The organism is Paenibacillus massiliensis 2301065 = DSM 16942 (assembly GCF_000377505.1).
Taxonomy (GTDB): domain Bacteria; phylum Bacillota; class Bacilli; order Paenibacillales; family Paenibacillaceae; genus Paenibacillus; species Paenibacillus massiliensis.
Map to the genome: position 1 here is coordinate 36,656 of NZ_KB898185.1, position 20,847 is coordinate 57,502.

General features: G+C 46.5%; 19 protein-coding genes and 1 pseudogene. 6 read left to right on the forward strand and 14 right to left on the reverse strand.

Going from position 1 to position 20,847, the window contains the following annotated elements; genetic code table 11:
• Positions 1 to 23: 23 nt before the first annotated feature.
• On the reverse strand, positions 24 to 434 hold the full coding sequence (locus D328_RS0100145) for an Lrp/AsnC family transcriptional regulator (RefSeq protein ID WP_018882903.1): 411 nt from the start codon (positions 432 to 434) through the stop codon (positions 24 to 26).
• 208 nt (positions 435 to 642) lie between these two features.
• On the opposite strand from D328_RS0100145, the gene D328_RS0100150 reads away from it, so the two are divergent.
• Positions 643 to 1,401 (forward strand): MBL fold metallo-hydrolase, encoded by a 759-nt coding sequence (locus D328_RS0100150; RefSeq protein ID WP_018882904.1) that lies wholly within the window; start codon positions 643 to 645, stop codon positions 1,399 to 1,401.
• A 216-nt stretch (positions 1,402 to 1,617) separates the two neighbouring features.
• Here the strand turns inward: D328_RS0100150 and D328_RS0100160 are convergent, their stop codons facing one another.
• On the reverse strand, positions 1,618 to 2,250 hold the full coding sequence (locus tag D328_RS0100160) for a C40 family peptidase (RefSeq protein ID WP_018882906.1): 633 nt from the start codon (positions 2,248 to 2,250) through the stop codon (positions 1,618 to 1,620).
• 109 nt (positions 2,251 to 2,359) lie between these two features.
• Here D328_RS0100160 and D328_RS0100165 point away from each other — a divergent pair, with 109 nt between their 5' ends.
• On the forward strand, positions 2,360 to 2,701 hold the full coding sequence (locus D328_RS0100165) for a DUF3139 domain-containing protein (RefSeq protein WP_018882907.1): 342 nt from the start codon (positions 2,360 to 2,362) through the stop codon (positions 2,699 to 2,701).
• A 12-nt stretch (positions 2,702 to 2,713) separates the two neighbouring features.
• Here D328_RS0100165 and D328_RS31405 read toward each other — a convergent pair.
• From D328_RS31405 to D328_RS0100185, 5 genes and pseudogenes are all read right to left on the reverse strand, one after another.
• Positions 2,714 to 2,857, reverse strand: a pseudogene (locus D328_RS31405) (Lrp/AsnC family transcriptional regulator); the annotation flags it as partial.
• 96 nt (positions 2,858 to 2,953) lie between these two features.
• Entirely contained in the window at positions 2,954 to 3,640 is a 687-nt protein-coding gene (locus tag D328_RS0100170) for a cyclase family protein (RefSeq protein WP_018882908.1), read from the reverse strand.
• A 38-nt stretch (positions 3,641 to 3,678) separates the two neighbouring features.
• Positions 3,679 to 4,314 (reverse strand): copper amine oxidase N-terminal domain-containing protein, encoded by a 636-nt coding sequence (locus tag D328_RS0100175; RefSeq protein WP_018882909.1) that lies wholly within the window; start codon positions 4,312 to 4,314, stop codon positions 3,679 to 3,681.
• 272 nt (positions 4,315 to 4,586) lie between these two features.
• Positions 4,587 to 6,068 carry an amidase family protein gene (locus D328_RS0100180; protein WP_026280929.1) on the reverse strand — a complete coding sequence of 494 codons (1,482 nt, stop codon included), beginning with the start codon at positions 6,066 to 6,068 and terminating at the stop codon, positions 4,587 to 4,589.
• A 135-nt stretch (positions 6,069 to 6,203) separates the two neighbouring features.
• Positions 6,204 to 8,522, reverse strand: a complete 2,319-nt coding sequence (locus tag D328_RS0100185) for a helix-turn-helix domain-containing protein (RefSeq protein ID WP_018882911.1) — start codon at positions 8,520 to 8,522, stop codon at positions 6,204 to 6,206.
• 294 nt (positions 8,523 to 8,816) lie between these two features.
• Here D328_RS0100185 and D328_RS0100190 point away from each other — a divergent pair, with 294 nt between their 5' ends.
• The 3 genes from D328_RS0100190 to D328_RS0100200 are packed head-to-tail and all read left to right on the forward strand — an operon-like array spanning position 8,817 to position 10,566.
• A complete protein-coding gene (locus tag D328_RS0100190; RefSeq protein WP_018882912.1) occupies positions 8,817 to 9,431 on the forward strand; it encodes a DUF2239 family protein in 615 nt (204 codons plus the stop codon).
• 49 nt (positions 9,432 to 9,480) lie between these two features.
• Positions 9,481 to 9,645, forward strand: a complete 165-nt coding sequence (locus tag D328_RS30530; RefSeq protein WP_018882913.1) for a hypothetical protein — start codon at positions 9,481 to 9,483, stop codon at positions 9,643 to 9,645.
• Between the two features lie 12 nt (positions 9,646 to 9,657).
• Positions 9,658 to 10,566: an alpha/beta fold hydrolase gene (locus tag D328_RS0100200; protein WP_018882914.1), complete on the forward strand. Its 909-nt coding sequence runs from the start codon at positions 9,658 to 9,660 to the stop codon at positions 10,564 to 10,566.
• 320 nt (positions 10,567 to 10,886) lie between these two features.
• Here D328_RS0100200 and D328_RS0100205 read toward each other — a convergent pair whose 3' ends face one another.
• The 6 genes from D328_RS0100205 to D328_RS0100230 all read right to left on the reverse strand — a co-directional run bounded on the left by D328_RS0100205 (position 10,887) and on the right by D328_RS0100230 (position 18,736).
• The gene (locus D328_RS0100205; protein ID WP_018882915.1) at positions 10,887 to 12,557 is read right to left on the reverse strand and encodes a type 2 periplasmic-binding domain-containing protein; all 1,671 of its coding nucleotides are present in this window, start codon (positions 12,555 to 12,557) and stop codon (positions 10,887 to 10,889) included.
• Between the two features lie 33 nt (positions 12,558 to 12,590).
• Entirely contained in the window at positions 12,591 to 13,460 is an 870-nt protein-coding gene (locus D328_RS0100210; RefSeq protein WP_018882916.1) for a carbohydrate ABC transporter permease, read from the reverse strand.
• A 16-nt stretch (positions 13,461 to 13,476) separates the two neighbouring features.
• Complete coding sequence (locus D328_RS0100215) at positions 13,477 to 14,472, reverse strand: ABC transporter permease (RefSeq protein WP_018882917.1); 996 nt, start codon at positions 14,470 to 14,472, stop codon at positions 13,477 to 13,479.
• A gap of 190 nt (positions 14,473 to 14,662) precedes the next feature.
• Positions 14,663 to 15,865 carry a Ger(x)C family spore germination protein gene (locus D328_RS0100220; protein WP_018882918.1) on the reverse strand — a complete coding sequence of 401 codons (1,203 nt, stop codon included), beginning with the start codon at positions 15,863 to 15,865 and terminating at the stop codon, positions 14,663 to 14,665.
• Positions 15,862 to 16,968, reverse strand: a complete 1,107-nt coding sequence (locus D328_RS0100225; protein ID WP_018882919.1) for a GerAB/ArcD/ProY family transporter — start codon at positions 16,966 to 16,968, stop codon at positions 15,862 to 15,864. Before D328_RS0100225 ends, D328_RS0100220 begins: the two co-directional genes overlap by 4 nt.
• A 28-nt stretch (positions 16,969 to 16,996) precedes the next feature.
• Positions 16,997 to 18,736, reverse strand: coding sequence for a spore germination protein (locus D328_RS0100230; protein ID WP_018882920.1), 1,740 nt, complete (start codon positions 18,734 to 18,736; stop codon positions 16,997 to 16,999).
• A gap of 266 nt (positions 18,737 to 19,002) precedes the next feature.
• Between D328_RS0100230 and D328_RS0100235 the strand changes: the two genes are divergently transcribed.
• Positions 19,003 to 19,947: a hypothetical protein gene (locus tag D328_RS0100235; RefSeq protein WP_018882921.1), complete on the forward strand. Its 945-nt coding sequence runs from the start codon at positions 19,003 to 19,005 to the stop codon at positions 19,945 to 19,947.
• A 211-nt stretch (positions 19,948 to 20,158) separates the two neighbouring features.
• On the opposite strand, the gene D328_RS0100240 is transcribed toward D328_RS0100235, so the two are convergent.
• The gene (locus tag D328_RS0100240) at positions 20,159 to 20,755 is read right to left on the reverse strand and encodes a DUF1349 domain-containing protein (RefSeq protein ID WP_018882922.1); all 597 of its coding nucleotides are present in this window, start codon (positions 20,753 to 20,755) and stop codon (positions 20,159 to 20,161) included.
• Between the last annotated feature and the right edge of the window lie 92 nt (positions 20,756 to 20,847).

Here is a 20,847-nt window from a genome sequence, read left to right on the forward strand (position 1 = left end):
GCCCCACCCTTTTTCCCACTCCCCTAACTCTTTATAATTATGGACAGTCTATAATTTGCATGCTGGTTCAGCTCCGTCAGAAATTGATCCAGCACCTCGTTCGAAGGGAACCGACACTCCAGCAAATAACAGCCTTCCCCACTAATTTTGTAGTTCCGAATCACATGCTGCGGGTACCCCTCCAGAAAGGCTAAATAAGGCTGGTGGTGGGGACTTTTCGTAAAAATCGTGATCATAGCATGGATGTGACATCCCAGCTTCCCCTGATTTACCTTGATCGTATATCCCTCAATGACACCCTGATCCTCCAGCTTCGCTACTCTTGCCGCCGCGGCTTGGCCTGTAAGGTGGACCTTCTCCCCTAGTTCCTTCATCGTAATGCGGCTATTCCCGGAGAGCTCCTCCAAAATCCGCATGTCTGTCTGATCCAGCATTCCCCTTCATCCTTCCTAATCTGCCAAGCCCTTAGTCTTCAGCTGCTATCATACTACGATGCAGCATTCAACTGCGACCACATGACGTCGAGATCACAGCATGATTTTCAATAATCAAGTAAAAGCCTGCAATGACTTGATTTTATCCATGTAACTACGCACTGTCCATCCTGTACACTGGAGCTATCAAACAAAAGGAGAGCTCCATATGAAAATAACACTCGTAAGAAATGCTACTCTTATCATAGAATTTGCAGGCACTCGCTTTCTAGTCGATCCCTTTCTGGCTGAACAAGGCGCGTATCCACCATTTCCCAACTCTCTACGGCAGGATCAGAACAATCCGCTGGTCGGCTTGCCTTTACCACTTGAGCAAATTATAGATGTTGACGCGGTGATCCTCACCCACCTGCATCTTGACCATTATGACGAAGCCGCCATAAAGGCTCTACCAAAGGACATCAAGCTTTTCGTGCAAAATGATGCAGACGCTGTCGAGGTTGGCAAGGCGGGCTTTCACAACCTTGAGGTGCTAAGCAAGGATACGTTCCTGGGAGATATTCGCATTTCTAAAACTCATGGTGAGCATGGTAGAGGTGACATCCTGAAATTTACTGGTAGTGTGTGCGGAGTTGTCCTGCAGCATTCTACCGAGAAGACCCTCTATGTAGCCGGAGACACGGTCTGGAATCCGTATGTACAGGAAGCGATTGATACTTATGCCCCTGAGATTATTGTCGTCAATGGCGGGGATAACCAATTTCTGCAGGGCGGCTCTCTGGTGATGGGTAAGGAGGATATTCACGAGGTGCATGAAGCAGCGCCCGATGCCACGATCATTTCTGTCCATATGGAGGCGGTTAACCACTGGACTCTGTCCAGAGCAGAGCTCAGAGCATTTGCGGCAGATCATGACATCGCAGCGAAGCTGCTAGTACCTGATGACGGCGAAGCTTACAGCTTTTGAACTACTCTTCAATCTCAACGATGATATTAACTACAGATGCATCGTGATTTTTGATACGAAGTGGTGCGGTAAAGGCAGAAATGAGCTTTTTCCCGATTAAAGGAGCTTTCATAATCATAAAAATGCTCCCCGTAAAGTAACAGGGCTTTATGCCTGTCTGCTATATGGGAAGCTGTTCATCATATCTGATTGCTCAAGCCACTGCAAGAAAAAAAATTAATAATTTTTCGTGAAGCTGCCTATTTCGCTATTATACTTTTTAATGTCAGATGGTAACACATATCCATATGAAGTTTGATAAAGATTGGCAATTTCATTTCCTGCCCCATAATAATAGGCCTGCCATACAAATTTTGAACAATAGCTATCAGCAATGTTATCAAGTGGGTAATTGAAAGTATAGTTTTTAACTTTCCTTATATTATTCATCGCCCACTTAGCCGCGGCTGTACCACCCCCACCATAAGCACGAACAATCGTAAACCTATCACCTTTCGCAAATCTACCAATATATTTATTTAATTCATCGATAAGATAAGGTCCTTGAGGATGAACATGATAAATTCTACCATCGGTCCCCACAATCCCTACATGACCAGCGAGAAATGTAGAAATAGATTTAGGATTAAAGATAATATCCCCTGCTTGAACTGTTATATTAGTACCGGGATACTTCTCTGGTACCTCTGCCATCGGGGTAATAATTGTTTCATTTTCTAAGTATGTAGAATCTATCACAGAAGTTGAACCGTTGAATCCCGTTGAGCTAGCATCTGCGCTAGCTAACCCAGCAAAAAGAAATACCATACAAAAAGCAAGAATAAATCCAATTGAATACTTCAATTTCATTTACTTCACCTTCCTATAAATGTTATAATTTTCATAAATTTAGCATATAACTAGTTGAATATTCTAGCAATTTATTCTTTTGAATTTTTTTCCAAAGGGGATCATTTTTATGAAAACAAAACGATGGGTATGGGTAATCGCTTCAATATTTACTGTCATTTTCATGATCTGGGGGTATAGTAAATACACTGTAATTCATGCTCAAAATCAAGTATTAAACTATCTCACAGAAGTTAAAAAATACAATTCAGCCGACATTTATTCTATTGAAACATCGATTAGTAAAGCACCTGTAGTTAGTACAGAAGTTATTTTCAAAGACGAGATGGATGCGAGATACTTTTATAAAGTGGAGGATGGTAAAGTTATTCAGTTTTCACAAGCTCCTGCTAGAGGGATAGAAACGGAGAAGTATGATTATAAGCATGAGGAGAGCAGGAAATATTATTAGTGGCATGCTGCGAGATAGATAAGGCTGGTGGTGGGGACTTTTCGTAAAAATCGTAATCATAGCATGGATGTGACATCCCCGCTTTCCCTGATTCACCTTAATCGTATATCCCTCAATCACACCCCGGTCCTCCAGCTTCGCTACTCTTGCCATCGCGGATCTCCAGAGCAGAACTCAGAGCATTTGCGGCAGATCATGACATCGCGGCGAAGCTGCTAGTACCTGATGATGGCGAAACTTACAGCTTTTGATCTACTCTTCAATCTCAACGATGATATTAACTACAGATGCATCGTGATTTTTGATACGAAGTGGTGCGGTAAAGGCAGAAATGAGCTTTTTCCCGATTAAAGGAGCTGGATTAATATCCTCATAGATTAGCATAGTCCGCTCTGTATATTTTTCATGATCCAAGAAGGCATGGTGTACAAAATACCCGTTGCTTTTGGCCTCCGTCAGATTTTCAATGCTCAAGGTATCAATGGCCACCGCTTTACATTTGGGTAGCTCCTTACGGATGAATTCGGCAGCCTCCGGGGATACAGCTGGAAAATCGTTAGCGTATTTCTCGAAATCCGTGTCCCGGTATTTCCAATAACCTGTATTGAAGATCAAAAAATCAGCTTCATACAGGTCTGCATGTTCCTTCAGCTTGTCGATGGTGATGAAGCCATTCGGGCCAAGCGGACAATCAATGAATAGTGGTTTTTTGTAGATAAAATCTTCAATGGGAACAGCATCTATTCCCTTGCCGTTATTCAAATGATGCCACGGAGCATCCACATGGGTACCGGCGTGGAGGTAGATGCTTAGTACACTTCCGTTCCAGTCATCTCCTTTGTCCAGCCTCTCTCTTGCTTCTATTTTCACCTCTGGCAATCCTGGGTACACAGGCATTCCTTCATAGATGGGGTAAGCAATTTCAACGTATTTTGACATGCTCATGCTCCTGTATTTTAGTTTGTCGGTATGTAGTATTACTCTCCAAAGCTCGTTCCCGGAAACAGGGTATAACGATCCAGATACTGTGTCGATTGCGGTACAATCATCACCGATTGAATTTTATCCGTTCCCGCAAACGTGAATTTCCATTGCTCTACTTTGACTTTGTAATCATCTTCTGCGATAACTCGTTGCACGATTCGTACAGTTAGGGTAGTGTCAGTGCGGTTCACGGGTTGCATGTCGACAATACTGCCCATATTGTAGGTACCGGCCGGAAAGCTCTCATTGTAAATATCCGTTTTGAAGCCAGTTGCCGCTAATGCGAGAACATCTTCTTGTCTTCGATCATCATAGGCCATAATCCAATTGAATGCCATGTTGCGCTGGTTGACATAGGTTACACTGCCCGTTTCCGCTATGAACTGCACATCGGAATTGACGTATACCGACTTGCTCTTGTTGTCCCACTGAATATCTGCCCCCAGGCCCTCTGATATGGAGCGAAGAGGTACATAGACTGATCCATCAATGATTTTCGGTGCTGCACTGCTCTGAATGCGGTTGCCATGGACAAAAACCTGCGGAGCTACCGTTGCGGCATAAGCCCCCGCGCTAAATATGGACGTGAGCAGGACTCCTCCGATTCCTATTTTGACCATACGCTTCATGTATTCCATCTCCTCCAGAGTATTGTGAAAAGTTAGACGTTTGTTTGAGCATTAAGTTTCCACTTATATCAATAAAAAAAGAGTACGAGGCCCTATGTAGCTTTCTCATCATGCCCAGATGCAAAAAAGCGATCTTCATTGATCGCCTTTTTTTATTATGCATATGGAGGCGAGGAGAGTCGAACCTCTAGCCAAATAACACTCTAGAAGCCTCTACTGGTGCACATCTACCAGCAAATCCAGCAGCAGCCATAGATCAAATAGCAAAAGTCTCAACTCAAGTCAGGCGGAAAGCGATGCTTAGTTGCCTGTTCAAAACCAAACGCTATTTTGATCAGCACAGGTTCACTGAATGCTGTACCAACAAATGATATCCCTTGCGGTCCTTTGGTGGTATAACCTTCTGGGGCCATAATTCCTTTTGTGGCATAGCCTCCAGGAACAGTTATGATGGGATAGCCCGCTCTTGCTGCAAGATCAGCTCCCCCGTCACTTCCAAGGAACATAAGTGCATCCAGCCGGTGCTCCTTCAAGGTATAATCTATTCCATTTTTTCGGGCCATCTCCGTATTTTGCATCAAGCTTTGTAGATATTCCTTTTCCTTCAAGGTACCACTTGTTTCTTCCGACCAGATTAATGTACCTTGTCCATATTTCAATGCTCTCTCTGCATGCTGATCATTAAAAGCAATGATTTCTGTTAGTGAATGAACAGGGACATCTTCAGGTAACCGAGCCAAATAATTGTTGAGAGCATATTTAAATTCGTACCGTAAAACATTTGCATCCCATTCTGTATTTTCACAAGGCAGACTCACAGGATCAACAATCGTCGCCCCTTCCCTTTTCAATACTGCTATAGCTTCTTCAACAATTTGAATCCTTTCTTCATCCAAACCTTCATAATAAAATCTTGGAACCCCTATTCTGGCTTGCTGCAAAAAGTGTCTATCCAAGAATTGAGTGTAGTCTTGGTAGCCATGATGTATATCTTGAGAGTCGGTTTCCTGCTCGTCTGAATAGTCCGAATTAACCAAAGTACCAAGAATAATTGCGGCATCCGTCACTGTTCTTGCAATTGGACCAGCCGTGTCCTGGCTGAAGGTAATGGGAATGATTCCTGACTGGCTAACCAGTTCAATCGTCGGCTTGATGCCTACAACGCTATTTTGACTGGAAGGGCAAATAATAGAACCCGTTGTCTCCGTCCCAATTGCTGCTGCTCCAAGGTTTGCTGCAACAGATGCAGCAGAACCGGAACTTGAACCGCCAACAAATAACTCCCCTGGTCCATAAGGGTTCAACACCAAGCCGCCTCTGGAACTATAACCTGCCCACATTTCATTAGACATAAAGTTAGCCCATTCAGTCATATTGGTTTTACCGAGCAAGACAACACCAGCCGCACGGAGCCTGGTAGCAACAACCGAATCTTTTACCGCAATGGAATTCTCTAGTGAGATTGAACCTGCACTGGTATGCATTTTGTCATGTGTATCAATATTATCCTTGAGCAGAATGGGGATTCCGTGCAATAGTCCTCTAGCTCCATTATCTTTCCTTTCTTTATCTAAAGTCCTTGCGATCTCAACAGCCTCTGGATTAATTTCTAGAATTGAATTGATTTTCATATCCCATTTATGGATTCTTTCTATGTAGGCTAATACTAAATCTTCAGAGCTTATTTCCCCAGACGCCATAGCTTTTTGCATGCTAGGTATGTCTGCTTCAATGATCCACTTATCAATATCCATCTCATTATCCTCCTCCATTAAAGAGGCCTCCATCGCGGAGCCTCTTTCCCATTTGAATCCATCTATAACCATCTACCACTCACCGACTATCACATAGAACCATACACAACATGCCAAATGGCCTCTCTTCCTCACCTACGAGCCGCTCTTCGTCTCAAGCCGTTCCTTATGGAAGCGGGTGCGGTATTCACCAGGGGTCGCACTGTTCATTTTCTTGAACACACGGATGAAATTCTGCGAGTTGTTGTATCGAAGCTTCTCAGCAATGTCGGAGATCTTGTCATTGGTAGTCTCCAGCAGCTCTCTCGCCTTCTCCATCCGGTAGGCAATCAGATACTCCGAGAATGTCATCCCTACCTCCAGCTTGAAGACATGGCTAAAATGAGACACAGGCATCGCAATATAATCGGCCACGATAGGCATGGACAGATCAGAATCGTAGTGCTCCTGTATATAATCCAGGGCTTGCTGAATGGTACTATGGGTCCGCTGCTCCAATCTGGATTGGATATGCTCGGTCATTGGAGGATAGATCTCGGTCTTGAACCAATGTACGATCTTCTCCGTTGTATTGAGCTCGAACAGCCGTTGGTACAGCTTGGAGCCGTGAATTTGGGGGCTATTCACGTCAAGCTCCAGCATCGTGCGTTGGGAGACGGCAAGCAGCTGCGTAAAGGATTGACGAACCTGATCGTAATCCACCACCTCTGATTTCAACGCATGTGCGAAGTTATCCAGCAAATCTTGAATTTTGCCGAGATTACCGAGCTTGAGACTTGTAATAATCTGCTGCTCGTATTCATAGGGGTAATGCATGGAGGAGCCCTCCAGCTTGATCTGACCAATGTACAGTACCTTGCCGCTTCCCTGAATTAACTGGTAATCCAGCGATTCCATAGCCTCACGGAAGCTACGCTTGACCTGACCCAGCCCTTCATAGCTATGTCCGACTCCCAGCGTCACTGTGATGTGCAATAAAGACTCAGCAATGCTACGAATCTCTTCCGTTATGTGAAATACGCCAGTATTGGGGTCCAGCGTACGCTTCTGCTCTTTATGATTCAACAGCATCACGATATGCCCGCTATGCATCTGCACCACCATACCCTCTGCATGATGATGGACAACCTCCTTCACGATATTCAGCACTGCATAATGGAACAGATTGGTGTCCTGCTCGGTGTGACCACGCATGTTATCCAGCTCGATGCAGACGACCGTATAATAAGGATGCCGATCAGGTACGTCATAGTAAGCTGCCTGCTCCATCATATCAGGCCGGAAGGGCTCGTTTAACAGGCGATGAATGAAGTTGCTTCTCAGCGTCGGCATCGATTCCTCGATCTGCTTCTCCAGTCGATCATTGTTGTGCTCCAGTGACTCGAAATAGCTGCGAATCAGCGTAAATTCATTCTCTTCCGCTCGGCCATCAGCCCCTCCTGATTTCTTCTTCACTACCTCAATTAGCGATTGGAAAGCGTGAAGCCAACGCTTCGATAGTACCCCGGAAGCCAGTGCACTGACCACGACAAGCAGAAGACAGATCATTAGCGTGGCCTGCTGGATTTTTTGCAGATGCTGCGTAATATCGCTGTACGGAACAATCGTGACATATTTCCAGCCATTGTAGGGCGATTCAATGTAATTAAGTGACATCTTAAGGCCATCAATCTGTACGGATGAAGTATTCGTAGATGATGAAGGGTCCATAATGCTGCCAAGAAAGCTATATTCCTGCAATGGACGCTTCAGCAGATGCTGTGATTGATCCGAAAAAATGTTATAACGCGGGGTAATGATCAGCAGTTCTCTATTTTCTCCAAGGTTCATGTTGTTGAAAATGCGGAATAATGTAGTCTCATCCAGATTGACGATCAGATAACCGCCTGAGCTGTTATCGGGCGTATCGATCTTGCGAATCAGAGTGATCTGATGTAACCCATCTCTATAGGTATAGGATTCCAGCCGATGATCCAGCCAGATTTTGCTCGGAGATAGCGACACCGCTTCCTTGATATACGCGGGCAGCACCTGGTCACTGCGCATTCCGAAATCCGGCGAAACCACGAGCTGTTGATCTGGACGATACAAATATACGGAATTCACATCGTCAATGAGCACCTGCATGGAGCTCAGGATCGTCATCGTCATCCCTAACACTTCAATATCCTCACCGGGCTTTGACAAAGACAGAAAATGAGCGAACGTAGGATTCGTTGCATTCTGTAAAGTCATGTTTTCCAGGGTGCTTAGCTTCTCATCTATTCTTTGTTGAATCTGTAGCATCGTCTCCTGGTTGGCTGCTCCTATATCCTGGATGATGTTCTTGCTTGCGATGAAATAGGCAGTCGTCCCCATAATTAAGACCGGAATGGTAGCAAGCAGAGAGGCAATGATCAGAACTTTATTCCGCATTAATCTGGAGGAAAGAGCCTTTCTGATTTTTCTCATCATTAACAGTACCTCGTATTTGTAGTTATGTTCCACTCTAATCTTATGCCATCAAATAGCATTAAAACCATTGTATACGCTTACAACATACTATAGCACAGCATCGCAACAGGTGAATAATCATTTCAATTGAGTATGGGGTAAATTATCAGTTAAGCCCGCAACAGCGAGCTTCTCTTAGGCCGTATCTTTGTAATTATTCTCTACATTAAGAACGGAAAAAATAATTATACCCGGGTAATATTGATTTTTCAATTTCACCCGGGTATAATTCAAATTATCCGAAAGGAGGTCAACATGAATAATAACCTAACAGGCTTTTACTGCACAGCATTTTTGGATGTAAAAATTGTCGCCAGTGGTTCCTTACAGCACGTTGTTAGTACTGCTAAGGGTACTCTGAGTGACAAAGAACTCACACAGCTGCTTATATTTGACGATTCCACGGGGAAGCCAATAGATGTTGATTTTCGTGGGAAGATGGATGAGCTGCTTGAACGATTAGGAGAACAGTTGGGTGACCCATTCGGTACAGACGTGAATCACCAGACTACACGGCGGGTTGGTCGACCGAAGTTGGGTGTTGTATCCGGTGAGATTACATTATTGCCTCGACATTGGGAATGGCTCAAGAGCCAACCTGGAGGGGCATCGGTAACATTACGCAAACTCATTGATGAAGCTCGCCGTGCTGGAGAACAGCAGAGCTCAATCCGGGCGTCACAAGAAGCAACCTATAACTTTATGACAGCTATGGCCGGGGACTTCAATCAATACGAAGAAGCTTTGCGGGCACTCTATGCTAGTGATTCGGATCGTTTTTACCACCTCATTGATGAATGGGCACCTGATATCAGAGAGCATGTCAAGAAATTAGCCACCAATGCATTCGCTGAAGAGAACTATGAATGAAAGCATATGACGGCTTAAGGAATTTAAAAAAATTGCGAAGGGAGTCATTATGACTGAGTTAGAGTCTATTCGTTACATTGAACCCACGCAACAATCTGGCATGAGATTCATGCAACGAGGGATTGAGGACAGCATCGTCATGTTGAACCTACTGCGCTTTCGTGATGTTACGGATTACACAGCCCATCCTGAATTATCACCACCGAATCATTAAAGGAGAACGACCATGAACATGTTAAAAGTTAACGATATAGAGCTCGCCTATGATAGTTTCGGTAACGAAAATGACGAAGCTATTATCCTAATTGCCGGGCTTGGAACCCAGATGATCCGCTGGACGGTTCCGTTTTGCGAACTATTGGCAGCGCAGGGCTTTCGTGTGATCCGTTTTGATAATCGTGACGTAGGCTGCTCAACACACTTTAACCATGATCAGACGCTGGATTTTGACGCATTAGCGACTGCTCTCATGTCAGGACAGCGACCGGACATCCCTTACACTCTCGATGACATGTCCAACGACGCAATCGGACTGCTCGACGCCCTTTCCATTGACCGAGCACATTTCGTGGGCAGGTCGATGGGAGGAATGATCGCCCAGATTGCAGCTAGTGAATACCCTGAAAGGGCTCTATCACTCACTTCCATTATGTCTAGTTCCGGTAATCCCACCCTTCCGCAAGCTTCTCCGGATGTCATGGGAATGATGACTAGACCGGCACCGAACCCCTTTGAGGATGAAGCAGGATTTGTAGCGCACAGCCTCTCTTTTGCCAAACGCATCGCAGGCACTGGCTATCCGTTTGAAGAAGACCCTTACCGGGAACTTATTCTGGAGGAAGTCCAGAGAGCCTACGATCCAGGCAGTGTCGGACGACAAATTGCGGCGATCGCTGTGTCCGGTGACCGTCGTCCGCGACTGGCAACCATAAAAGCACCAGCACTTGTCGTTCATGGGATGGACGATCCCCTGTTCGTCCCGGCGTGTGGTGAGGACACAGCTTCTTCCATCCCGGGCGCCGAGTTGATGTTAATAGACGGCATGGGACACGACCTACCGCAACCACTGTACAAAGTAATCACTGATGCCATAGTGCGAACGGCTCATCGCAATGGACACGCACGCGCTGAATAGCAGCCATTTGGAGCTCCACGGTGCCCATGTAATATCCAATAAAAAAATGTATAGTAACAATCTTAATAAGCGCCGGCTCCAATATATCATCGTGAGCCGGCGCTATATTATCTTCGGAAGGCGGTACGATTAATCGCCAGCTTTAACTATCCTGTGCGTTCGTATAGGATGCATTGTCAGCCTTATACCATGGGCTGCCAAGTCATCTGCGGAGTGGACAGTGTATGATCACAATCAGCATATTTCAGCGCGGTGACATCTGGCTGACGAGCACAGTTCCTGTGTCCAACTCAGAGGCTAGCTGTCCCCGCTTATTGATCTTAGCGCGCTGTATAACGTTGATAAGCATCCTCATGAATTTTGATCATCTGATCAATCCCCATACTCTTGATGGTATCCACAAATTTATCGTACTCACTCATCGGAGTCTGACCCATGATGAATTTAGTCATCATTTCGTTCAGGTACGTGGTTATTGGATTCATGATCGAAGCGTTCTGTCTAGACTCATCCTCCGTGAAGTGTAGTACAGGCAGCAGAAGTGATTGATCCCCCTTGATCCAGACCTCATTCGCTTCCTTCTGCTCTTCGTAGGTCATTAAAGCATCCAGATAACGGCTGTCCTGATTCATCGGTCCATCCATGATGGACATGGCGTAGGCGGCCAGTGCCTGGTCATAGGTCAGACTCGGATTGTTCAATATCTCATCTGTGAAGCGGATTGCGTCCCCTTCTCTGACGTAGCTCTCCCCTTCTATGCCGAAGTTGAACAGATCATGCCCCTCCGGGCTATAGTTGAAATCCATCCACTGGACGATATACTTGATCTTCTCTTCATCGGCCGACGACGTAATGGCTGCACCATAGGTCAAGACCTTGTTATTAAGTGTAAAGGTCATATAAGGCTTACCAGCGGCACCTGTGGGCCATGGAGCTCCCGCAAGCTTAAAGTCTGGATCGGAAGACTTCATCAGATTCAGGTATTTGGCCATGCCACTGAATACTCCAGCGCTATAAGCACCAGCCTGACCATTCGTGATCTTGTAGTCGAAGGCTTTACCATCATTCGTCATCATTTCCGGATCGAACAAGCCCTCCTGATACCATTTGGCCATCGTCTCTATGAATTGCTTGTATTCGGGCTCTAATGGGCCATATACTATCTTCCCATCCTTGAACTGAAAGCCGCCAATGACGCCAAAGGACGGAGCAAAATCATGCAGCTTGCTCAGATTGCCCGGCCCCCAATTCGCTGTGTACGGGAGCTCATCCTGGAGACCATTTCCATTCGGGTCCTGTGTTCTGAACGCCTTGAGCACCGTGTACCAATCATCAATCGTCGTAGGTACCTCCAGATTCAGCTTGTCGAGCCAATCCTTTCTGACGATCATACCTGCTGTAGCATTCAGCTTCTCTGCATCAGCGCGCATATACGGGAACATGTAGATCGTGCCGTCATCCATGGTGATCTGCTTGCGAATCTCCTCATCACTCTCGATCAGCTTCTTGAGGTTGGGGGCATATTTGTCAATATAGTCGTTCAGCTTGATAATTCTGCCATCCGCCAGCATCTTGCCGGGACCGCCAACGGCGTCGAACCAGTTATAATAGATGACATCAGGCATGTCGTTCGTGGCAACGAGCAGGTTGAACTGATCTCTCTGTTGTCCTAGCGGTGGATGAATGAAATTGACCTTGATGCCAGTTAGCTCTTCCTTCTTCTTGTAGGCAGCCATCTCACCAAAATTCTGCAGCGATGCCGTAAGCTTGCCATCGTTAGCCCGCCAGTAATCAATCGTCATTGGCTCCTCTACTATCGGCAGCGGGATGGAAGTAAGTGCCTCTACATTAGCCAGATCTTCCGAAGGAGCTTCCTTGGACTGCTCTTGTCCAGAGCAGGCACTGAGAAAGATGGAGCACACGAATACAAGACATAAGGCCAGAGACAGGTTTTTCTTCATATTGTTTTTTGTCATACCATTTTTGTTCATAGAGCCATATTCCTCCTTCATGTAGGTTAGTTCTTATTGTTTTACAGCACCAAGCAGAGCGCCTTGAACAAAGTATTTCTGGATGAACGGGTACACCATGACAATCGGCAGGGTAGAAATAATAATGGTTGCATACTTGATATTCTCGCCCAGTGCATATCCCGTATCCGCTCCGGGCCCCATCGCCTCGGTGCTATTACTTAGCAGAATATCTCTGAGTATGATCTGGATCGGATACAGCTCTGCATTACGCAGGTACAGCAGCGGACCCATGTAATCATTCCAATGATCAACAGCATAATACAGTGTCAGCACCGCCAGAATCGGCTTGGAGATCGGCAATATGATTCGGAACAGTATGGTAAAATCATTCGCTCCATCCAGCTTGGCGGATTCGATGAGCTCTTTGGGAACGCTCTCAAAATTGGTCTTCATAATAATCAGGTAAAAGGTATTGATTGCCACGGGCAGAATCAGTGCCAGCCTGCTATTGATCAAGCCCAGATTCTGAATGAGCAGGAAGGTCGGGATCATGCCACCGCTGAAGAACATGGTGAATACAACGATCTTCATCAGTGCCTTACGGATCATCAGATCCGGTCTGGACAACGCATAAGCAGCCAGCGAAGTCATCAGCAGATTGAACGAGGTCCCTACAATAACATAGAAGAGGGTATTCATGTAACCGCGATAGATTTTGGAATCCTGCAGCACATGCTCATAGGCCGCGAATGTGAATCCATCTGGCCACAGCATGAAGGAACGATTCTGCAGTAATGAATTCGGATCGCTAATTGAAGCATTGAATATATACAGCATGGGATAGACTGAGATGAGAATAACGATGGCCAGCATCAGATAATTCGCCCCGTCAAAAATTCGTTCAGCAATGGAACGCTTCATTCCATGCTCCTCCTTTCTACCATAGAGTTGTAGAGTTCGCCTTCCTACTGATGGCATTCGCAATGATGAGCAGCAGGAAATTCACTAATCCATTGAATAGCCCTACAGCTGTCGAGTAGGCATAGTTGGCCTCCAGTACCCCTGAGCGATAGACGAAGGTCGATATGACGTCCGATACCTCATAAGTAGGCGCCGTCTGCATCAGGAGAATCTTCTGCAGATCAGAATTCATGACCGCTCCCAAGCGTAGGATCAGCATAATAACGATCGTAGGCATAATTCCTGGCAAGGTTACATGCAGGAACTGGCGCCATCTTCCCGCTCCATCCATCTTGGCTGCCTCATACAGCTGGGAATCAATATTGGCGAGCGCTGCGAGGAAGATGATTGATGCCCACCCGGCCCCCTGCCATATATTCGATATAATATACATAGGTCGGAACATATCCGGCTCCGAGAAGAACATCATTGGCTGTAAGCTGAACATATCACGGACGATATTGAACAAGCCCCCGTCAAGTGACGAGAACGTCTTCATCATGCCCACGACGACCACAACAGATATAAAATGCGGCAGATAGCTTACGGTCTGCACAGTACGCTTGAACATCTTGCTTCTCACTTCATGCAGCAGCAAAGCAAGAATAATCGGTGCAGGGAACCCCAGAATTATGCTGTACAAGCTCAATATGAGCGTATTCTTCAGGAGTCTCCAGAAGTAGTAGCTGTTGAAGAAGGTAATGAAATTCTCAACACCAACCCATGTCCCTCCCCAGATCCCGTGCGTGAGATTATAATTTTTTTGGAACGCCATCAGCAAGCCATACATCGGACCATATTGAAATATGCCATAGTAAGCAATGACTGGCACGAGCATCAGATAGATATACCTGTTACGAAGCAAGTCTTTTTTGAATAACGTCAATTTGCTCGGTGTGCTTCGTGATGCTACCAGCTTTCTCTTCGCCAGTTCCTGTTTCACGTGTATGCTTCCTCCCCCTGTAAGATTCATGTCTCAACACCCCTAGCGTACTACCACTCCATCCATAAAAATACAATCAACTCAATTGATTATCCGCTTCCCCGCTCACACCCACAAAAAAAACACACCCAGCATGCAGAATGTTCTGCCGCTACGTGTGCGATAGTCGTTGTTATATGTGCATATCCCATATCGTGTATGCATCACCAGTCATATTCCCTTATTTCGTGGAGGAGCCCCGGCTTGTTACCTTCACTTTGACCTTGTACGTGATCTTTGACTCGCTGAAGACTTCATCCCAGTTGTCCTTTACCTGCTTCCATACCTTGGGCTCCTTAATGCGAAGGACCTCTCCAAAATCAGCCACATCCACCTTGTAGGTGCGCTGGAGCTTGTGCAGCACCTGCTCAATCTGCTGCTCGGCTATGTCTGCAAAATCCTTTTCCAATTCCTTGAGATACGCACCCTTTTCCTCCGTCTCCGGGATAATCCAATCCTCCATGAGCCATCCCTCCGACTCGACGTTGACATGGAATGAGATATCCTGACCTCTGACGGTCGGCGTAATCGTCGTCTTATTTTTCTTTGTTTCGTAGACAACTGTGTAGCCTTCTTTGTTGTAAGTCTTTACGATACCAGCTCGTGATTGCAGATTAATCCAGGCAAGACCCTCCAGATCTGTCTGACTCAGTGCTCCGATATATTTGGTCGTCTTGCCACTAAATATGCCTGCCCCAGAGAATTTGTCATCTCCATCAAAGGAGACCACATTCTGAAGCAGAAAGCTTGACCCCGCCTTTAGCTTGGCATCTAGCTTGGCCAATGTCATGGGCTCCAGGATCTTGTTGATCAAATACGAATTATTGACCATCCCTGTAAGATAGAACGCCGGGACTTCAGATTGATCTTTCAAGGTTAGCACATCCAAGGCACGCTCATGGCTCAGTAATACGAGGCAATTCAGTCGAATGTCGTTATCCCGCAGCACAAAATCGAGCAATTGATCGAGTCTGTACTTCTTGGCAACATCCTTGGAGATGACGATGACCTTCAGATGATGGCCAATTAAGGGACGGTCCCTAAGTAAAGCAAAATGCCGAAATATCTGTAACAGGGAGTCACCTGTAAGCTGTTCATTTGAGTACGAGGACTTATTCGAGGTGTTTGAGCCCTCCTCAGCACTCTTGGTGGATTTCACATGACCCGGGGCAATTTGCACCGTAGCAGTAATGTTATTTTGCTTGGGATATTCTGCGCCTTCCTTCGTGAGGTATTTCTCAAGCGGGGTCTCACGCGGTGTATCGATCCCAAGGCCCAGATACACACTCAGATCTTCAATCTCCCGGCTGCTCCAGCATCCAGTCACTGTAAGCAATACAGCCAGCACGATTATAGTACAGCCTACCCGGCGAATCCAACTCATGCCCGCTTTCCTCCTTTTTTGCGAATGATGCTAGTAACCAGCAATAGCAAAGGCAGAATCCCAAACAGAACAACAGATGCATTGCCAAGCATGTCCCCAAGCGCCAATGTCTGATCGACATCTTTAGGAATCATTGCCAAAAGATAGATCATAGGCAGAAATATGTACATGATCACACGCATTCCTTTAAGACGGAACAGGTCACGTACTCCGATGGACGCTGTATAGTGGGCAATGGCGGATGTTGAGAAAATCTGTATGATCCAAATGACCAGCAGTAAGGATTCAAAGCGCTCAAAGATCAATCCCTGGATCTCAAAGCTGCGAACGAGGTCCAGTGTCGGCCATATTCTGGTTAAAACCCCATCCAAAGACAGACTACCAAGGACCATGACTACAGTGATGAGGTAAATGACCATCGAAATTAGCACCCCCCACACAACCGATCGATTGCTTTTGGCTGGATTCTTCATATAGGCTGTCATGACGAGCATAACCTCATATCCGGTATATGAGAGCAATGTCGGCTTCAGGCCCTTTATTAACGGCATAAAGCCCTCACCCAGCAGCGGTCTTAGATTGTTTATTTCAAAAAGCTGATTGCCGAGCAATATCTCGATGATGAATATAACCAATGTAATTGGCAAAATAATCTCGAACACACGTACGATTACGGGAAGACCGCCTGAGGTCATGTATAGTCCAACCCACATGAATAACATGACAACCGCCCATGTAGGTGTGCGTTCCAATAAGAACATACCTGTCACCTCAGCCATCACCCTGATCTCGAAGGCCGAAATGGTCACGAAATAGACAATCATAGGCAGCAGCAGAATGTATGCGATCCACTTACCCGTGATAAGCTGGGTAAATTCAAAGACCGTCTTCCCCGGGAACCTGCGACACAGTATTACGATAATTAGACCCAGCCCCACTACGATCAGACCAGACAAGAGAATGACGATCCACACATCTGGCGTACCAACGGCGTCAGCGGTAGTACGCGGAAGTGTCAGGATGCCTGCACCGAGCATATAGTTCACGATAATAATAGCGGCTTGTGTCGCACTGAGGTGGCCCCGAGACTTAGAGCGGCCCATATTCTCCCCCCTTTCACTACTACAAAATTTAATTTTTGCGCTCTGGATCGTTCGGCTTGGTCATTTCAGGTCGCAGCTTCATCATGCTAAGCGGTGCCCGGATGACGAAATCCTTCCAATCCCTGAGATTATATGGCACTGCCGGGGACACATACGGTACACCAAAGCTGCTTAACCGCGCGAGATGTGTGCATATCAGCAGGAAGAACATAACTACCCCGAATAGTCCAAGCATCGCCGCGCTGAACATGGCAACGAACCGTAAAATCCGCAAGGTAATCCCGGCACTATAGACGGGTATGGTGAAGGATGATATCGCTGTAATCGCCACGACAATGACCAGGAACTGGCTAATAATACCTGCCTGAACAGCCGCCTGTCCGATAATCAGACCACCGACGATTCCCATCGCTGGCCCAATCGGCTTAGGCAATCGAATACCCGCTTCTCGCAAAATCTCAATGGCCAGCTCCATGATCAAGGCCTCAATAATAGAGGGAAACGGGACACCGCTGCGGGCATCAATGATGGTTAAAGCAAGCTTGGTCGGAATAAGCCCAGGATGGAAGGAAATGAACGAAATATATAGCGCTGGAGCAAGTAGAGCCAGCGTAGCTGACATAAAGCGGAGCACGCGTAAAAAGGTACCCGGAATCCAGCGGTCGTAATAATCCTCTGGCGATTGCAGCAGCATGGTGAAGGTACCAGGCACAATGAGCACAAATGGAGTGCCATCCAGCATAATGACTACCTTGCCTTCCAGCAAGCCACCGATCGCCCGGTCAGGCCGCTCTGTATTGAGCACCTGCTGAAACGGACTCAGCGTGCTATCCTCAATCAACTGCTCTATATAGCCTGATTCCAGCATGGCATCCATATCCATACGTTGAATGCGGGTCTCCACCTGCTGGACCAGATCAGGATTCACAATATCCTTCATATACGCGATAACCAGCTTTTTCTTGATCCTGGACCCTACCTCATACTGTTGAATGAACAGACTTTCATTTTTTCCAATCTGTCGGAGCAGGGCCGTATTCTCATCCAGTCGCTCAGTGAAACCAATGCGCGGACCTCGTAGTAAGGCTTCGGACAAGGGCTCTTCCAGACTGCGAGTCTTTCCCTTCGCCGAGCCGATTAAGATCGCTACCGTCATGCCGTCTATGAGGAGTGCTCCTTTACCAGTAAGTACCGCATTGGCAATCTCTTGGATGTGCGATGACTCCTGAATATCACTAACAGGCAACAGACGCATGCTCAAGAAGTCTTTGAACGCCTCTTGCCGCGGGAGTCGCTTCCACTTCATTCCGACGGTATCCGGGACGCCCTCACGCATTAATGTGGTGATAAGGAATTCATCCATTAGCTGCTGATCCACGAGCCCATCAACATACAGGACAGCTGCCTTCAGATCTGTCCCCTTCATATAGAACTCACGAATATGTACATCCGAGTTCTTGCCAAAGCCTTGTCGTATCGTAGCTATATCCGCGGTATAGACCCCGGTCAGTGGAGAATCCTTCGAGCGAAAGGTGTCTTTTCCTTGTAAGCTTTGCTGTTGCTGCTTAGCATGTTGATTCTGTGTACTGGATTGTTGCTTATTCGTATGTTGCTTATTGCTATTCTTCGAATCGCTGAAGCTTCCATTCTTAACCGCTGTCTGTAGCCAATTCGTTAACTTCGCCAGTCCAATCGGAATCATGACCAATAGAAAGGCCTGCCACCAGATCAGCCAGCCAGGTATATATTTCATCACTTCAGACCACACATCGTCACCTCCCTGTTGTGTTCAGTCGCTTCCATGTCGATCAAGTCATATGCTCAATACGTGTGGGAAATATGGTAATGAATGACGATAAGTAGTGTTTCCAACCTTCCTATAAACATACGGAGGCATAGCTGGTGAGCTGTATGAAAAGAAGATATTTTCTAGCGTCGCTATACTTTTGCCATGTTCGAGCCATCCATTTTCCTGCACAATGAGCATATCTCAAGCAGACAGCAGGTCTGCAGCAACGATCAGGAGGAATCAACATGGCACAACAAGCGATACAACTACAGTCATTTGCAGATTTAACACCTTATATGGAAGGATTCGAGCTTGTCTCCACTCAATGGGGTGCGGATGGGCGGGTCTATGTTCTGCTCATCGATCAGCTCCCCGAGAGGGACAAAGGCATGTTCGTGCAAGCCAAGCTACACAAGCAGAGACTCTATCGAGTCCTTGTACTGACGGATCACGTCGTGAATGATGTCATGATCTGGAGCAGCTTCAATTACCACTATATACAGCCACTTCACGAGCATCTGCTTCTCGTCGGTGCACGCTGCAGCTATTACGGGAGGAATCAGTACGACCTGAATGCGAGAGTATGTGATTATGAAGGACACACAGTGAATGAATTTCTGTTAGGTGACGGAATACAGGATGTCCAGGTAAGTGAGGAAGGCATGATCTGGACCAGTTATTTTGATGAAGGAGTATTCGGAAATTACGGGTGGAGTGAGCCGGTTGGCGCAGCAGGCTTGCTGGCCTGGGACCATCAGGGGCAGCGTACCTATGAGAATCAAGCCGTGGATATCGCTGACTGCTATGCACTCAATGTAGTCAAGGATCAGGAAGTATGGTTCTATTACTACACGGACTTCTCGCTCGGCTGTATCACAGGTGGAACGCAGCAGCCAAACGTTACTTTGATGAACCCGGGCATCTCAGGCTCTTCTGGCTTCTGTACAGATGGGTATCACTTCTTGTTCGATGGTGGCTATGGCCGTCACGGGACCTACGTCCTGAAGAAGCTGGAGCATTCTCGCCATCTAACGAAAGGCACCAAGATCACCTTCCGTAATGAACAAGCCAGGCAGCTTCAAGTTCAAGCTCAGTGCTTTCGTCAGAACCGTCTCCTGCTGTATTCAGGCCAGCTACTCTATCAAGTGACCGTGGAAGAGATCGCTGAGCACCTCGGTAATCTTGCGTAGTTTAATAGCGAATCTTATGCTCATCTCTATCACCTCAACACAAATAGTCGCCATCCGGACAGAAAGTCTGGCATGGCGACTATTTAGAACAATCCATTATAACAGAGAACGATGTATTGTAGGCAAAGAACGATCTATTACAGCAAGACCATACAGATTCAAGCTGCAAAGTGGATAAAGGGAAGTCGCAATAACTACAGGACAGACGTAGCTAAAAGCGACTATCTTCATTCGGTATGGACAACTTCAAATGCTTGAACGAGACCTGGCAGCCTAAGCCTGTCGGAGATTGTGCGACAACCCCAGCCATAAATGGTCCCTCTGCTCCCATGCCAAAGTAGCGAATCAGCTTCCAGTTCTCCCCATCAACTGAGTAATGAAAGGACACCACACGACCAGCCTTCGTTATTCTCAAATAAGGCTGCTCTACATTCACACGCTCCGAATTGCAGTCATCCGAGAAGCCATGCTGCGTCACTACAGAGACAATGGTCGGATATTCTCCGTTGGATTCAAAGCAGAGCTTCGCCCAATTGTTCTCATCAGCCATCAGCATCAGGCAGCCCGAATCATACTGATGCCTCATATCTACCTTGACCTGTGTTGTCAGCTCAAAGGACGAGTCCACATTCAAATATAGAAAAGGAGCGGAATGTACGATATGCTTGCCAGCTGGGTCTTTGAAGAAATCTGCCTTAGCAGGTGTGTCAATTACCAGCTCTCCCTCCTGCGTAAATGTCCAGCTACTCGGCTCATGCATCCAGCTGAGCTGATGTCTTTCCGTTGCCTCAAATTGATTGTTCCCCATGGACTAAACCTCCGTCTGGTCGGGCTCGACTTCTGAAAAGGAGCCAGCATGATATAATTTCACGTTGATCAGCAGATGGCTGATATATAAAT

Coding starts and splice junctions, on each gene's coding strand:
- D328_RS0100145 (WP_018882903.1), bottom strand. CDS start 434: ATGCTGGATCAGACAGACATGCGGATTTTGGAGGAGCTCTCCGGGAAT.
- D328_RS0100150 (WP_018882904.1), top strand. CDS start 643: ATGAAAATAACACTCGTAAGAAATGCTACTCTTATCATAGAATTTGCA.
- D328_RS0100160 (WP_018882906.1), bottom strand. CDS start 2,250: ATGAAATTGAAGTATTCAATTGGATTTATTCTTGCTTTTTGTATGGTA.
- D328_RS0100165 (WP_018882907.1), top strand. CDS start 2,360: ATGAAAACAAAACGATGGGTATGGGTAATCGCTTCAATATTTACTGTC.
- D328_RS0100170 (WP_018882908.1), bottom strand. CDS start 3,640: ATGTCAAAATACGTTGAAATTGCTTACCCCATCTATGAAGGAATGCCT.
- D328_RS0100175 (WP_018882909.1), bottom strand. CDS start 4,314: ATGAAGCGTATGGTCAAAATAGGAATCGGAGGAGTCCTGCTCACGTCC.
- D328_RS0100180 (WP_026280929.1), bottom strand. CDS start 6,068: ATGGATATTGATAAGTGGATCATTGAAGCAGACATACCTAGCATGCAA.
- D328_RS0100185 (WP_018882911.1), bottom strand. CDS start 8,522: ATGATGAGAAAAATCAGAAAGGCTCTTTCCTCCAGATTAATGCGGAAT.
- D328_RS0100190 (WP_018882912.1), top strand. CDS start 8,817: ATGAATAATAACCTAACAGGCTTTTACTGCACAGCATTTTTGGATGTA.
- D328_RS30530 (WP_018882913.1), top strand. CDS start 9,481: ATGACTGAGTTAGAGTCTATTCGTTACATTGAACCCACGCAACAATCT.
- D328_RS0100200 (WP_018882914.1), top strand. CDS start 9,658: ATGAACATGTTAAAAGTTAACGATATAGAGCTCGCCTATGATAGTTTC.
- D328_RS0100205 (WP_018882915.1), bottom strand. CDS start 12,557: ATGAACAAAAATGGTATGACAAAAAACAATATGAAGAAAAACCTGTCT.
- D328_RS0100210 (WP_018882916.1), bottom strand. CDS start 13,460: ATGAAGCGTTCCATTGCTGAACGAATTTTTGACGGGGCGAATTATCTG.
- D328_RS0100215 (WP_018882917.1), bottom strand. CDS start 14,472: ATGAATCTTACAGGGGGAGGAAGCATACACGTGAAACAGGAACTGGCG.
- D328_RS0100220 (WP_018882918.1), bottom strand. CDS start 15,865: ATGAGTTGGATTCGCCGGGTAGGCTGTACTATAATCGTGCTGGCTGTA.
- D328_RS0100225 (WP_018882919.1), bottom strand. CDS start 16,968: ATGGGCCGCTCTAAGTCTCGGGGCCACCTCAGTGCGACACAAGCCGCT.
- D328_RS0100235 (WP_018882921.1), top strand. CDS start 19,003: ATGGCACAACAAGCGATACAACTACAGTCATTTGCAGATTTAACACCT.
- D328_RS0100240 (WP_018882922.1), bottom strand. CDS start 20,755: ATGGGGAACAATCAATTTGAGGCAACGGAAAGACATCAGCTCAGCTGG.